This is a genomic window from Streptomyces sp. NPDC047515 (assembly GCF_040643055.1).
Classification (GTDB): Bacteria; Actinomycetota; Actinomycetes; order Streptomycetales; family Streptomycetaceae; genus Streptomyces.
In genome coordinates this window covers 14,384-28,173 of the sequence record NZ_JBEYTM010000020.1, presented here as the reverse complement: position 1 = coordinate 28,173, position 13,790 = coordinate 14,384, and the positions used below count along the sequence as shown (strand labels likewise).

Here is a 13,790-nt window from a genome sequence, read left to right as displayed (position 1 = left end):
ACCCCCGCATCCACACCGCCCGGACCTCTCGGTGCGCAGGACGCGAGCAACGTACGAAGGGCACCAGTGCACATGACCGCGGACACGTCCAAGACCGCTGACACACAGAAGGAGAGCGAGGGGTCCCCCCGGCAGGCCCGTCCGGGCCCCGCGCGGCGGTGGGCGTCGATCTGGACGGTGGCCCTCGCCCTGGTACCGCTCACCCTGCTCGGCGCGGCCTTCTGGATCGGCCGCCTGGTCCGCCCGGGAGGAGACGACTGGTGCTTCCTGCCGGTCGTACGGGACGACGGTGCCTCCGGGATGATCGCGAAGTTCTTCCTCCACGACAACGGACGCATCGCCAACGCCTTGCTGGTCATCGCGTACGGAGCCTTCGGCGTCGCGGGTCATCAGTGGTTCGCCCTGGTCAGCGGGGTGCTCATGCTGGGCATCCTCTGGGTGCTGACCGCCTCCGCGCTCCGCAGGGCCCGGCTGACCGCGCCGCGCGGGCTCGCGCTGCTGGTGGCCGCGATGACGGCGGTGGTCTTCTTCTTCGCGACGCCCAACCCGTACAAGACGTTCTACTGGCCCGCCTCCTCCGTCTCGCACACCGTGTCACCGGTGCTGGCCTGCGCCGCCGTGATCCCGCTGCTGCGCGCACGGACCGGGCGGGGGCGCGACTTCGCGGTGGGCATCGCCTTCGTGGCCGGAGTCTTCATCGGCACGCTGTCGGAGGAGACGGCGGTCGTCGCGTTCGTCGTGCTCGCCGCCGCGCTGCTGCTCAGCCACTGGATGACCCCCGGTCCCGGCCGGATCCACGCGCGCTTCTGGTGCGTGTTCGCCTTCGCCGGGGTGGCGGTCGGCAGCGCCATCCTGTACCTGTCGCCCGGCGCACGCAGCCGGCGCGCACGGTTCGGCGCCGACAGCTCCTCCATGTTCGGCCCGGAGGCGCTGACCACGGGACTGCGGGCGTTCGGGCACATCCTGGGGACGATCCTCACGACCTGGCAGTACCTGGGAGTGTTCGCCGTCGGCGTGCTGCTGGGCCTGCTGGTGCGCGGCACCGGACAGGGAACGGACGTGCCCGGCGGATCCCTGCGCCGCAGGCCCTTCCTCCTGATCCTCACCGGCTGCGTCACCTTCCTGGTCTCCGGCTACCTCTGCACGGTCGTCGCCTACCCCGCCTTCGGGGCGAGCGTGGTGTACGCGTCCCGCGTCTGGGGCGACTTCCTCCTGCTGTACGTGATGCTCCTGGTCGGGATCGGCGCCCTGCTGGGACGGGCGCTGCGGGCCCGCCGGTGGGGGATCCGTACGGCGACGGCGGTGGCCGCCGGCGCCGCATGCGCCCTGGCCTGCGTCGGCCTGGCCGTTCCGCTGCACCAGCTGGAGCGGAAGATGGACGTGCGCGCCCAGCGCTGGGACCGCCAGGACCACTTCCTGAGGACCCAGGCGGCGCGCGGCGCCCAGGTGCTTCCCTACACACCGGTGTCGGTCAGCGGAATGGGGGAGCCGTTCGGCAACCACGGCAAGAATCAGTGGCCGGCGCGGTGCGTCGCCCAGTACTACCACCTCAAGAAGATCACGTACTCGACCCGCCTTCCCTGAGCGGCAGTTCCGTCCGTCGTGCAGGACACCCGGCACACTGCGCACACCTGACGGCACAATGGGTGCATGCCGATACCCAGCCGTGCCGCCCTCGTCGAACACCTCGTCCGTACGCGTATCGCCGGAGACGTCGCCACACCCCGCGACAACAACCTCTCCCACTACCGCAAGCTCGCCAACGGCGACCGCCACTACTGGCTGGGTCTGGAACTGGGCGACCGGTGGTGCGACGAGCAGGACGTGCTGGCCGTGATGGCCGAGCGCTGCGGGGTCAGCGACGACCCGGAGCACCGGTTCGGGCAGGACACCATCGACCCGGAGCTGACGGTCGACGCACTGGAGCGGATGGCGGCGCGGCTGCGGAAGGCGGCGGCGGGCACGGAGCGGGTGCTGTTCGCGACGGGGCACCCGGGCGGTCTGCTCGATGTCCACCGGCAGACCGCCCAGGCGCTGCGGGCCGCCGGCTGCGAGATCGTACGGATTCCCTCGGGGCTGGTGGCCGACGAGGGCATGGTGTTCCAGTTCGCGGACGTCGCGGTGCAGGAGCGCGGCGCGACGCTCTGGCACACCCACTCGCCCGCCCCGATGGCGGCCGTCCTGGACGGCCTGGAGCGCGAGGGCCGGCCGCTGCCGGACCTGGTGGTCGCCGACCACGGCTGGGCGGGGTGCGCGGCGCAGCGCGGGCTGGACGCGATGGGGTACGCGGACTGCAACGACCCGGCGCTGTTCCTCGGCGAGGCGGAGGGGACGCTCCAGGTGGCCGTTCCGCTGGACGACCATGTGCTGGACCCGCGGTTCTACGACCCGCTGACGGACTATCTGCTGGACGCGGCGGGTCTGATCTGACGCCGGCCGGTCCGGGTTCGACCGGTCCGGGTTCGGCCGGACCGAGGCAAGCCGGACCCAGGGGCCGGAGCCCCTGGGGGACGTATCAGCCCCGGGGGACGCGGACCACGCCCTCCTGGATGACGGTGATCGCCAGTCGGCCGTCCTGGGTGTAGATACGGGCCTGGCCGAGCCCGCGCCCGCCGGACGCGGACGGCGACTCCTGGTCGTACAACAGCCATTCGTCGGCCCGGAACGGCCGGTGGAACCACATCGCGTGGTCCAGGCTCGCCCCGACCACGTCGCCGACCGCCCAGCCCCCGCGCCCATGGGCCAGGAGCACCGAGTCGAGCAGCGTCATGTCGGAGACGTACGTCGCCATGCAGACATGCAGCAGCGGGTCGTCGGCGAGCTTGCCGTTGGTGCGGAACCACACCTGGGAGCGGGGTTCGCGCGGTTCGCCGACCGTGCCGAAGGGCGGGGCGTCCACGTACCGCAGGTCGACCGCGGCCCGCGCCTCGATCAGCCGGTCCACGACCCCCGGATCGCTGAAGCGGTCCGCGTACCGGGGCAGCATCTGCGCGGCCGTGGGAAGCGTCTCCGGGTCCGGGGCGGGTGGCATGTCCGCCTGGTGCTCCAGGCCCTCCTCGTACGTCTGGAAGGACGCCGAGAGATGGAAGATCGGCTGGCCGTGCTGGACGGCGACGACCCGGCGGGTGGTGAAGGACCGGCCGTCCCGGATGCGGTCGACGCTGTAGACGATCGGCGCGCCCGGGTCGCCCGCCCGCAGGAAGTAGGAGTGCAGGGAGTGGGCGGTGCGTTCGGCGGGGACGGTACGGCCCGCAGCGACCAGGGCCTGGGCCGCGACCTGGCCGCCGAAGACGCGGGGTACGACCGCCGAGCGGCTCGTCCCCCGGAAAATGTCCCGCTCGATCTGCTCCAGGTCGAGCAGATCGAGCAGGGAATCAAGTGCTGAGCTCATGGAGAGAACGTAACCGCTCTACAGGCCCATGGACTTGGCGATGATCGACTTCATGACCTCGCTGGTGCCGCCGTAGATGCGGTTGACCCGGTTGTCCGCGTAGAGACGGGCGATCGGGTACTCGTTCATGTAGCCGTAGCCGCCGTGCAGCTGGAGGCAGCGGTCGATCACGCGGTGCGCGACCTCGGTGCAGAACAGCTTCGCGGAGGCGGCCTCGGCGGCGGTCAGCTCACCGGCGTCGTGGGCCTCGATGGCGCGGTCGCAGACGGCCTCGGCGGCGTCCACCTCGGCCTGGCAGGCGGCCAGTTCGAACTTGGTGTTCTGGAACGACGCGACGGTCTTGCCGAAGACGGTGCGCTCCTGCACATAGCTCTGGGCGAACCGGACGGCGGCCTTGGCCTGGGCGTACGCGCCGAACGCGATGCCGAGGCGCTCCTGCGGCAGGTTCTGGCCGAGGTAGGAGAAGCCCTTGTTCTCCTCGCCGAGGAGGTCCTCGACCGGCACCTTGACGTCGACGAACGCCAGCTCGGCGGTGTCGGAGGTGCGCAGCCCCAGCTTGTCGAGCTTGCGGCCGACCGAGTAGCCCTCGGCCTTGGTGTCGACGACGAGGAGGGAGATGCCGTGCCGGCGGTCGTCCGCCTTGGGCGCGTCGGTGCGGGCGCAGACGATGACCCGGTCGGCGTGGACGCCACCGGTGATGAACGTCTTGGCGCCGTTGAGGATGTAGTGCGTGCCGTCCTCGGAGAGCTTGGCGGTGGTCTTCATGCCCGCCAGGTCGGAACCGGTGCCCGGCTCGGTCATGGCGATGGCGTACATCGTCCTGCCGCTGACGAAGTCCGGCAGCCAGCGCTTCTTCTGCTCCTCGGTGGCGTACGCCTTGATGTACGGCAGGCAGAGCAGGACGTGCACACCGGAGCCGCCGAAGTTGACGGCCGCGCGGGCGCACTCCTCGGAGATGATCGCCTCGAACTTGAAGGACTCCACACCGGCGCCGCCGTACTCCTCCGGCACCTCGATGCCGAATATGCCCAGCTCGGCGAGCTTGTAGTAGAAGTCACGGGGCACCTGGCCCGCCGCGAACCACTCGTCGTAGACGGGGGCGACCTCGGCCTCGATGAAGGCGCGGATGGTCTCCCGGAACGCCTCGTGGTCCTCGTTGAATACCGTACGGCGCACGGGGTGCCTCCTTGGTCAGCTTCGATCGGCTTCGGGCGAGCTTCAGGCGAGCTTCGGCCAGGCTGGCTAAGCGCTTGCTCAGTCCTGGTCAAAAGTTACCCGGCGGTCATCGACGCTGTCCAGGGTGATGCTCAGCACGCCCGAGCCGACCTTCCGGCCGCGGACGCGCCTACTGGGGCTTGAAGGAGCGGATCTGGTAGTTCCCCTGGAGGTTGCCGCCGCTCCCGGCGGACGTGGATCCGGCCCGGGAGTTGTAGTTGGTCTTGGTGTAGTACTGCACGCGGTGCCCGGTCCCGTTCCAGACGGAGCGGACGTTCTGGCCCCGCTGGATGAAGGAGCAGCCGTCGGCGGTATTCGCCCGCTGCTTGTCCGACCACTGGCAGCGGGTGCCACCTCCGTTCCAGTCGCTGTAGATACAGAAGTGGCCGGGGCTGCAGTTGTAGGACGCCGCGGCGCTCTCGACGGTGGCGTTCTCGGCTGCTGTGGCCGCGGCGGGCCCGGTGCCGAGTCCCAGTGCCAAGGCGAGCGAGGCGACGGCGAGCGCGGTGATGCGGTTCATGGAGAATCCCCTTCATTCCCGTGCGTGACGAGGTAGGCACTCTTGGTGATCGGAACCGTGTCACGGCTGTTGTCGCCGAAGCCAGGGCGGAGGGAGGGGCGCCCGAAGCGTGCGTCACGGCTCGGGACGCCCCTGTGTACACCGGCGCGCACGGTCGGCGTTCGCCTGCCCGGACTACGGGGTCATGGGTGCAGGCTTCACGGGGTCACCGCGTGCGGTAGGCGTCGATGACGGTCTGGGTGAGGGTGTTCCCCTCGGTGTCGGTCAGCGCGGCACGCAATGAGACGCCGGTGCCCGCGCGCGGGTTGTGGATCGTGACGGCGCCCCGCTCGACCGGGACCCGGGTCCACGACGTGCCACCGTCCACGGACACCGAGACCGCCACCGAACGTGTGCGTCCGTTCGCGGCGGCGCCCAGCACGGTGACCGGGACACGGAGCGTCTCGTTCGCCGCCGCGGTGCCGGCCGGGCTGAGTTCGGGCGAGAACCGCACGGCGCTCACCGGCACCGGGACCGGGCCCTTCGTCGTGTCCGAGGTGAAGGTCCACGACGTGGTCACCCGCGTGGCGACGCCGGGTGCGCCGGCGCGCTTCACCGTGCTGGTGAGCCGGTACGCCGCGCGCCCCGGCGCCACGGTGAACCCGGCCTTTCCGGGGGTGCCGGACTTCGTCCCGACGCGCACACCGTTGCGGTGCAGAGTGGTCGACGCCGTGTCGTACGACGGTGACGACGGCACGTGGCCGTCCCCGTCGGCGAGCAGCGGGACATCGACGGCGAGCCGGTTGCCCTCGCGCACGACGCCGGGGCGATCGGTGAGATCGGGGCCGAAGACGGCGTTGTCGAAGGTGTGGGTGGTCGTACTTCCGGCGCGCACGGCGATGCCGTCGGCGCTGTAGCGGTTCGATGCCGCGCCGGGCGCGGTGGGGGCCCAGTACGTGATGTCCCAGGTGCCGCGTTCAGGCGTCACGAGGTAGGTGGCGGTCGCGGGGGTCGACAGGGGCTGAGTGACGCCCAGGGTCGGTCCGGCGGTGGGTTGCAGGTCGACGGTCGCCCTCCCCTCGGTGCCCGGCCGCGCCGCGCCGCGGATCCGCACGGTGGCCAGGTCCTTCGCGGCGGGGTGCCGGACGAGCCCGGTCAGGGCGCGGCTGCGGGTGAAGGTGTGGCCGAGCGCGTAGCCGACGGTCTCGGTCGTCCAGTAGGAGTCGAACCACTGCTTCACCGATCCGGGTTCGCTGTCGGGGCCCAGGTGCGCGACGCGCAGGTTCGGTGTGCCGTTGACCAGGTTGGCGCTCCGGACCGCGCCGGCGTGCTTGACCTCCACGAACATCACACTGTGCTGGAACCTTGCGGAGCGGTCGGGCGGAGTCACGTCGACAGGGGCGGTGGTCCGCGCGTCGACGGTGATGGTGGTGTCGTGGTCGAGGTCGAGGCGCGGCTGGACGACCCAGTCCGTGCCGTCCGCCGCCGTGCCGGTGGTCAGGGCACTGTCCAGTAGATACCGGCCCTTGGGCAGACGCACGGTGGTCGTGCCGGAGGCGTCGTACGGCTGGACGGCCTCGTCGGCACCCGGCCCGGAGACTCCGGTGACGTGGGTGGTGTAGTCCGCCGTCCTGTGGCCGGTGCGGTCGAGGTGATTGATCGTGAGGGTGTACGTCGTCGGCTCCGCGGCGAAGGCGGCGGTGTTCCACGCGGGCGTCGTGCTGCCGACCAGGGCGACGGTGAGAGCGAGTGTCCGGAGCGCGCTCCGGCGGGGTACGGAAGAACTGTTCATGACTTGCACTGCGCTGCCGGGCGTCGGCGTTCCCGTGAGCTGAGTCACACAGGGTGCGGGGCGTGCCCCGGGAAGGCATGCGTGTGGCGCACGTCACCGGAACCGGCGCAACGGACGCGGCAGTGCAGAGTGTGGAATCACTCATGAGGAATCGCTTGCGCCGCGGAGACCGCGACGCCCTGGGGGAGCTGTACGACGAGCACGCCCAAGTGGTGTACCGCTATGCCCTGCGGGTGACGGGCGACTGGGCGGAGGCCGAGGACGTCGTCTCGGCGACCTTCCTGGAGGCGTGGCGCAGCCGGGAGAAGCTGCGCCCCGACGGGGACGGTCTGCGCCCGTGGCTGCTGGGCATCGCCACCAACATCATGCGCCGCAACGCACGCGCACGCCGATGCCGCGAGATCGCGCTCGCCCGCGTCCCGGAACGCGGCTCGATCCCGGACTTCGCCGACGACCTCGTCACGCACCTCGCTGACACCGAGCAACTGCGTGCCGCGCACGCCGCTCTCGCCCGCCTGCGGCGCCGGGACCGGGAGGTCTTCACGCTGGTGGTGTGGGCCGGCCTGGACTACGCGGCAGCGGCCGAGGCGCTCGGCGTGGCGGTCGGCACCGTCCGCTCGCGCCTGTCCCGCGCCCGCACCCGACTGCGCGAGCTCACCGAGGTCGAAACCCGCGCCACACGCGCGCCGGACACGCGGGCCGGAACCGAACGGCCACCCGCGGCGGTGAACAGAGCCCCCACCACCAGCACCCCTGCCACCCCCGACAAGCCCCTGCCGGGCCGCACCCCCGTGGCCCCGTTGCTGACCCAGGAGACCCACGGATGAACCTCACCTCGCGGCGCCGTACGCACCACCGGTCCGAGGAGACCGAACGCCCCGGCCTCACCGCGCTGTTGCCCCCGCCGTCGGTCCCCGGCCTGGACCCCGACCGTGAGCTGCTGCTGAAGGAAGCGCTGCTGCGCGAGGCCGCCGTCGCCGAACCGCGTGGCGGCCTCGCCCCCCGGGTCTCGCGCCCGCGCCGACGTCTGGTCCGGGTCATGGTGCCCGCTGTCGCCTGCGCCCTGGCGGTCGGCGGCGTGGTGGTGGTCAACCTCGCGGACTCGCCGGGGCACGGCCCCACCGCGGTCTCGGGCGGCCGCACCCCCGGCACGTCCGAAGCGGCACAGCTCCTCGACCACATCGCACTCGCCGCCGCCGGGCAGAAGCAACCGACGGTCCGCGCCGACCAGTTCGTGTACATCGAGAGCAAGGTCGCCTTCGCCGGGCAGAGCGCCGGGGGCGGCAAGGTGACCACGCCTCCCGCGCACACGCGGCAGGTGTGGCTGTCCGCCGACGGCAGCCGCCCCGGCCTGCTGCGCGAGGAGGGCGAGCCCGACTCCTCGCTCGGCGGCGACGCACCGGTCTACGACCTCGACGGCCGAGGGGCGACACCCCGGCCGCGCACCGCGCACAAGAAGGCCGCGTCGATCAGCGACCCCACACACGAGTACGTCGCGTCGCTGCCCACCGACCCGGACGCCCTGCTGAAGCTGATCCGCGACGAGACCCACGGGCAGGGCCAGGACCCGGACCAGCGAGCGTTCACCGCGATCGGCGACCTGCTGGCCGAGACCTGGGCACCCCCGCAGGTCGGCGCCGCGCTCTACAAGGCCGCCGCGAAGATCCCCGGAGTCACGGTGATCGATGCGGCCACCGACGCCGCAGGGCGCGAGGGCGTCGCCGTCGCCCGTACGGCACACGGGCAGCAGACGCAGTGGGTCTTCGACCGAACCACGTACGCGTTCCTCGGCGAGCGCACGGTCCTCACCGAATCCGGCGACGCCGGCCCGGCCGGAACCGTTGTCGGCATCTCCGCGGTCCTCAACAAGGCCGCAGTCGACCGTACCGGCGAGATTCCCGCCCCGACGACGGCGTAACACGGCAGCCCCGCACACCCGCGCGGCCTGAACAGCCCCGTCCTCCGCTCCGCCTTTGCTGTGGGCCGGGGACGGGGCGTTCAGATGGGGAAGTTGTCGTCCTTGACCGCGGCGACGAAGGCCGACCAGCCGGCCGCCGGGAAGACGAGGGCGGGGCCGTGCGGGACCTTGGAGTCGCGGACGGGGACGCCGGAGGGGTGACCGTCCAACACCTCGATGCAGCTGTCGTTCGCGCTTGAGCTGTACGACGACTTGCGCCAGCGGCTCAACGTGGACGCGTCCAGGACGGCGCGGTCAGTCATGGTGTCCGTACTCCTTCGCGGTCGCCCTCAGCAGGGCCTGCGACTCCTTCAGCGGCAAGGCATCGCTCAGGGCCAGATCGTATCGGCTCTGCAACTTCCGTACCACGGACGGAGAGTCCTGCACCTTCCCCATGGACAGGCCCTCGCTGTACGCCAATGGCGGTTGGTCTTCGAACCACATCAGGGTCAGCATGCTCTCCATGAGCGGGTGAAGGCCCAGCGCGAACGGCATCACGTGCACACGGATGCGCTCGACCTCGGCCAAGCGGACGATGTGCATGAGCTGTTCCGCCATGACGTCCGGTCCACCCACCGGGCGACGCAGTACCCCCTCGTCCAGCAGCGCCCAGACTACGGGCGTCACCGGATCGCTCAGGATCTCGGCCCGTTCAAGCCGTGTGACGACGTTCTTGTCACGCTCCTCGTTGCTCGTGGGCGGGAACGCCGAGCCGAGCACCGCGCGAGCGTATCTCTCCGTCTGAAGGATGCCGGGCACGAAGTTCAGGGCGAACTCCCTGATCATCGTGGCCTGCGGTTCGAGCTGGCGCACGGGTTCGAAATGGTTGGCGACGGTGCTGTCATTCTTGCCCGGCAGAAAACTGCTCAATACATCCCCCGTGTTGAGGGCCTTGTCCAAGCGCCGGGCGTCCTCCTCCGACGGGATGCGGCGCCCCGCCTCGATGTGCGAGATGTGCGACCGCGTCATGATCGCCGCGTCGGCCAGCTCCTGCTGCGTCAGTCCGGCCGCTTCCCGCTGCGCCTTCAACCAATCGCCATAGGTATTACTCATGGTCAACTCCCGTGCGCCAAAGGGCCTGTCACCTGGAACCCCCTGGCGAGCCTAGTCCGCGCCGTCTCACTCTGTGAGTGGATCGCTACACAGCGGTGGCTCGCCCGGACATGGGCCGCCGCCGTCGCACGGTCCGGAGAACGGTCCTCTACCTCAACGGAGTTGACGACGTGCTGCGCTGTGTCGCTGATGCCATTGAGCCGCTGCTGCGGTTCCTGCGGCCCGCCCAGGGGTGCCACCGGCCCATGGACTCGTATCGCGCCGCGCCCCCCCGCAGGCGTACACCCCATGCCAGGCATCGACATCGCGCCTCGCCCGATCCATGGTGTCGAGGTGACCGCGTGATCGCCCCGAACGCCCCGGGCTCCGATTCGGTACGTCTGCTTCCGTGGTCCGGCGTGGACGGCAACCCGTGTTACGTCCTCGGTGACGGGACCGGATACGTCTCCCGCGTCGCCGACAACGTCGAGAGCGTGCAGCTCGGCATGGCCGCCGAACTCCTCGACCACGTCGATGACATGTTCGACGATTCCGAGGTCACGTCGGTGCAGCTCCGTTATGTCGTGGCCCGCGTGGCCGAGGCGCTGCGCGATGTGTGCCGCATCGCCGAGAGCCGGGGCCTTCGTCTCCGACCCTCCGGCCAGGGTCCCGGCGTCCCGGACGCCGATGCGTGTCCTTCGGAGTCCTGAACCACCCTGAACCCGCCATGCCCCGGCCCGGTGATGCCCCTCGCGTCCTGGGCCGGAGGCGGCTGCGAAGCCCTCGCGGAAGATCCGTGGTGACGGAATCGGCGAGCGGTCCCGAGTTCGCATGACGGTCTCACTGGAGGGTGGCCGTGAGCGCCGATCCGCGCGACGGCGCAGCCGACTGCGCGTGTTCCTCGGGGGCGCGCCAAGCGCACCCCCGTTCATAATGTGACTAATTGAAATATCTCTTTCAGTTGGTGACAAAGCGGGAAAAGAGGTGGGTGAAGGGCCTGGGAGGCCCGACACCAGTGAGCAGGACGGCTTCGGCCCCCTGACCCCCGCGCATCCGGTTTGACCGGCGAGCGTTGCGGCCTCTGCCGCATCCCGTGAACCCGCGGGCGACACAGAGCGAAACCAAGGGCTTCTCGCGATGTCCCGGACGCATCCGCGGCCAACGCACCGCGGTCCGTGAGGGGCCCTGCCGTGCCGGAACCACGACACACGGAGGGTCCCATGCAGGGGGTGGAACACCCGGAGGCGAACTGGGTACAGGTGAACCTGACCCCGCGTTCCCGTGCCTGGCCGAGCCTGTACGACTGGCTCGCCGACGCCGCACACGACCTCCTCGACGCGCATGCCGCACGCGCGTTCTTCTACATGCACAAGCCCCCGGGCCTACGGGTGCGCTTCCAGGCGTCCGGGGCGGGCGCCGCCTTCTCCCTGAGGGCCGAACTCCTGGACCAGCTCAAGTGGCTCGACGGGCTGGCCGCCCCGCCGGTGTGCGCGGTGTACGAGCCGGAGTCCTATCTCTTCGGCGGGCCCGCCTCCATGCCGTGGGTGCACGAGGTGTTCACGGCGGACTCGCTGGCCTGGCTCGACCATCATGCCCGGCGCTGGGACGGCGACGGGCAGGCGCCGGCCGACTGGCGGCTTTCACTCCTGCTGCTCCGCGAGATGTTCGACGGCCTGGGGATCATCGGCCGGGAACGCCGGGGCGTCTGGGAGGCGGTGCGCACGGACACCGGACGCGCCCTGGCCGATGGCCCCCGGGACGTCGCGCTCCGCCAGGCCGCCCAGGGCATCCGCATCTACTGGCAACGGCCGCGCGCACAACTGCTGGACGGGATGCCGGAGGCCTGGCGCACGTCGCAGGAGCTCCACGGCGAGGCGGTGCGCCGGGCCGCGGATCGCTGGCGCACCGGCTACTTCGAGGCCGGTGGCGCGGTGCGTGGACCGCGCCGCGCCGCCGCCCACGCCGTGATCTTCCACTGGAACCGGGGACGGCTGTCGTACGCCCGGCAGAGCCTGCTCGCCGAGGCCCTGGCCGACGACGGGGCGGTGGACTGACATGACCGACGCCGTGCCGGCCCCGCGGCGGCGACTGCACGCGGGCTCGGCGCGCCCGCCGGGACGGCCGCCGACAGTCTGGCGTTCGGCACGACCATCGTCTGCGGGTCGGTCGTGCGTGGATCCGCCATCGACTGCTGACGGCTCTCCACCCGGACATCACCTGTTCACCGCCGAGTTGAACGAAGCCACCCGGACCCGATCCGGGTGGCTCCCCCCCCGGACGAGGAGCTCCGATGGACCCAGGCAGCCAGGCCGCGCCGCGCCGCGTGGCTCTCGACAGCGCCGTCCGAACCGCCGTCCGACTGCTCGACGATTTCTCCGAGGGTGGGCACGCGACGCCCGACCCCGGCATTCCCGTACTGGCCTGTCTGGTCGCCGAGACGCGTGGCCCGGCGGCGCGGACACCCGACCCTGTGGCGGCGGCGAGCGCCGGACGGGCGGTGGCCGCGTGGGCGCGGGTCATCGGTCGCGGCGCCTGCCACTGCGGGCTGTACGACGGCGGGTTGGCCGGAACCCTCGTGGGCCTGCGACTCGGCGCCCGCATCCACCCACCCCTGCACCGCGCCGCCGACCGGCTGCGCGACCATCTGCTGGACAGGGCGGAGGCGCGCCCCTGGCGGGCGGCGGACGTCGGCCTGTCCGACTATGACCTCATCAGCGGACCGTCCGGCACGCTGCTGGCGCTCTGCGTCGGCACACCCCAGCCGAGGCGGAGCCAACTCCTGGCATTCACAGCACACTTGACGGAGCTGTGTGACAGCGGTGACCTGCACCGGCTGCGCACCGGCCAGTACTCGGGCCACCCGCGCCCGGACTGGATGCAGGGCCGGGTGAACACCGGCATGGGGCACGGCGTGGCGGGGCTCGTCGCCGCGCTCACCGCCGTCGTCCGCCGCGTCGGCCCGGAGCAGGAGCTGCTGGATGCCCTGCGCGGTGCCACCCGTTGGCTGGTACGGCAGTCCTTCGACGACGACCGGTCCATCCGCAGCTGGGACCCGGCCGGTCTCGACGGCCTGCCTCCTTCCGGGGCGCGTACCCGCCAGGCGTGGTGTTACGGCACGCCTGGTGTCACCTGGGCACTGTGGGACGCGGCCGACGCCCTGGGCGACCGGTCGACGGCCGACTGGGCGGCGACCGCGTTCACCACCCTCGCGCAGCGGTACGACGAGGACTTCCACCTCTTCGGTGATCCTCTGACGGACCGACTCGGGCTGTGCCACGGTGCCGCGGGTGTGCTCGCCGTTGCGGACGCGTTCCACCGCTGGGCCGGCCTGCCGGCCGCCGCCACCCTCGGCGAGCGCCTGGCCGATCACCTGGGCCGGCGACTCCCGGCGGCGCGCACCTCCGGCGAACCCGGAACCACCCGGCCCGGTCGGACCTCGGCGGCTCGGACCTCCCTGCTCGACGGGGCCCCGGGCGCACTGAGCGCCCTCCTCACCGCCGACCACAACGCCTCGCGCGACTGGCTCCCCTGCCTCGGGCTGCGGTAGTGGCGGGACTCCGGTCGCCCTGGCGGATCCCTCCCGTTTCGCCGTCGAGCAGGCCCGCGTTCACGGAGCCTGGACCGGGTGCCAGGGCGCGTCGGGGAGGGTGGGACGGGCGTCTGCGGCCAACCGGAGCGCGTACACCGGGCGTTCGCCGGGCACCGGGCCCAGGTAGTCGTGGCCGACCATGTGGCACCAGGCCGGCAGGTCGAGGGGTGCGGCCGGGTCCGTCGCGATCACGTGCACCACGGTGCCCGGTGGCGCTCCCTCGATCCGCCTGCGAAGACGCAGCAGGAGCGTGACGCACAGCAGTCCGGTGCCATCAACGGTGAGGTCTGCCGGGGGCATCGGGTCGGAGCTCAC

14 protein-coding genes are annotated in these 13,790 nt (G+C 71.5%); 7 read left to right on the top strand and 7 right to left on the bottom strand.

What is annotated here, in order from left to right; genetic code table 11:
* Positions 1 to 72: 72 nt before the first annotated feature.
* Together ABZ826_RS18460 and ABZ826_RS18455 are read left to right on the top strand one after the other, a co-directional pair.
* Positions 73 to 1,584 (top strand): DUF6056 family protein, encoded by a 1,512-nt coding sequence (locus tag ABZ826_RS18460; protein ID WP_361448810.1) that lies wholly within the window; start codon positions 73 to 75, stop codon positions 1,582 to 1,584.
* A gap of 66 nt (positions 1,585 to 1,650) precedes the next feature.
* On the top strand, positions 1,651 to 2,430 hold the full coding sequence (locus ABZ826_RS18455; protein WP_361448807.1) for a phosphatase: 780 nt from the start codon (positions 1,651 to 1,653) through the stop codon (positions 2,428 to 2,430).
* A gap of 85 nt (positions 2,431 to 2,515) precedes the next feature.
* On the opposite strand, the gene tesB is transcribed toward ABZ826_RS18455, so the two are convergent.
* From tesB to ABZ826_RS18435, 4 genes are all read right to left on the bottom strand, one after another.
* Positions 2,516 to 3,391 carry an acyl-CoA thioesterase II gene (gene tesB / locus ABZ826_RS18450; RefSeq protein WP_361448804.1) on the bottom strand — a complete coding sequence of 292 codons (876 nt, stop codon included), beginning with the start codon at positions 3,389 to 3,391 and terminating at the stop codon, positions 2,516 to 2,518.
* 18 nt (positions 3,392 to 3,409) lie between these two features.
* Positions 3,410 to 4,567: an acyl-CoA dehydrogenase family protein gene (locus tag ABZ826_RS18445; protein WP_361448801.1), complete on the bottom strand. Its 1,158-nt coding sequence runs from the start codon at positions 4,565 to 4,567 to the stop codon at positions 3,410 to 3,412.
* 169 nt (positions 4,568 to 4,736) lie between these two features.
* Positions 4,737 to 5,126: a peptidase inhibitor family I36 protein gene (locus ABZ826_RS18440; protein ID WP_361448798.1), complete on the bottom strand. Its 390-nt coding sequence runs from the start codon at positions 5,124 to 5,126 to the stop codon at positions 4,737 to 4,739.
* A gap of 205 nt (positions 5,127 to 5,331) precedes the next feature.
* Positions 5,332 to 6,897 carry a serine protease gene (locus ABZ826_RS18435; RefSeq protein ID WP_361448795.1) on the bottom strand — a complete coding sequence of 522 codons (1,566 nt, stop codon included), beginning with the start codon at positions 6,895 to 6,897 and terminating at the stop codon, positions 5,332 to 5,334.
* 143 nt (positions 6,898 to 7,040) lie between these two features.
* Here ABZ826_RS18435 and ABZ826_RS18430 point away from each other — a divergent pair, with 143 nt between their 5' ends.
* The gene (locus ABZ826_RS18430; RefSeq protein WP_361448792.1) at positions 7,041 to 7,724 is read left to right on the top strand and encodes a sigma-70 family RNA polymerase sigma factor; all 684 of its coding nucleotides are present in this window, start codon (positions 7,041 to 7,043) and stop codon (positions 7,722 to 7,724) included.
* Entirely contained in the window at positions 7,721 to 8,815 is a 1,095-nt protein-coding gene (locus ABZ826_RS18425; protein WP_361448789.1) for a CU044_5270 family protein, read from the top strand. Before ABZ826_RS18430 ends, ABZ826_RS18425 begins: the two co-directional genes overlap by 4 nt.
* Before the next feature lie 80 nt (positions 8,816 to 8,895).
* Here ABZ826_RS18425 and ABZ826_RS18420 read toward each other — a convergent pair whose 3' ends face one another.
* Both ABZ826_RS18420 and ABZ826_RS18415 read right to left on the bottom strand, forming a co-directional pair.
* Positions 8,896 to 9,117, bottom strand: a complete 222-nt coding sequence (locus ABZ826_RS18420) for a DUF397 domain-containing protein (protein ID WP_361448786.1) — start codon at positions 9,115 to 9,117, stop codon at positions 8,896 to 8,898.
* The gene (locus tag ABZ826_RS18415; RefSeq protein ID WP_361448783.1) at positions 9,110 to 9,907 is read right to left on the bottom strand and encodes a helix-turn-helix transcriptional regulator; all 798 of its coding nucleotides are present in this window, start codon (positions 9,905 to 9,907) and stop codon (positions 9,110 to 9,112) included. Before ABZ826_RS18415 ends, ABZ826_RS18420 begins: the two co-directional genes overlap by 8 nt.
* A gap of 341 nt (positions 9,908 to 10,248) precedes the next feature.
* Here ABZ826_RS18415 and ABZ826_RS18410 point away from each other — a divergent pair, with 341 nt between their 5' ends.
* The 3 genes from ABZ826_RS18410 (at position 10,249) to ABZ826_RS18400 (ending at position 13,433) form a co-directional block, all read left to right on the top strand.
* Entirely contained in the window at positions 10,249 to 10,596 is a 348-nt protein-coding gene (locus ABZ826_RS18410; RefSeq protein WP_361448780.1) for a hypothetical protein, read from the top strand.
* Positions 10,597 to 11,106: 510 nt separating this feature from the next.
* The gene (locus ABZ826_RS18405) at positions 11,107 to 11,940 is read left to right on the top strand and encodes a thiopeptide-type bacteriocin biosynthesis protein (protein ID WP_361448777.1); all 834 of its coding nucleotides are present in this window, start codon (positions 11,107 to 11,109) and stop codon (positions 11,938 to 11,940) included.
* A 236-nt stretch (positions 11,941 to 12,176) separates the two neighbouring features.
* The gene (locus ABZ826_RS18400; RefSeq protein ID WP_361448774.1) at positions 12,177 to 13,433 is read left to right on the top strand and encodes a lanthionine synthetase LanC family protein; all 1,257 of its coding nucleotides are present in this window, start codon (positions 12,177 to 12,179) and stop codon (positions 13,431 to 13,433) included.
* A 60-nt stretch (positions 13,434 to 13,493) separates the two neighbouring features.
* On the opposite strand, the gene ABZ826_RS18395 is transcribed toward ABZ826_RS18400, so the two are convergent.
* Entirely contained in the window at positions 13,494 to 13,775 is a 282-nt protein-coding gene (locus ABZ826_RS18395) for a sulfurtransferase TusA family protein (RefSeq protein ID WP_361448772.1), read from the bottom strand.
* Positions 13,776 to 13,790 lie beyond the last annotated feature (15 nt).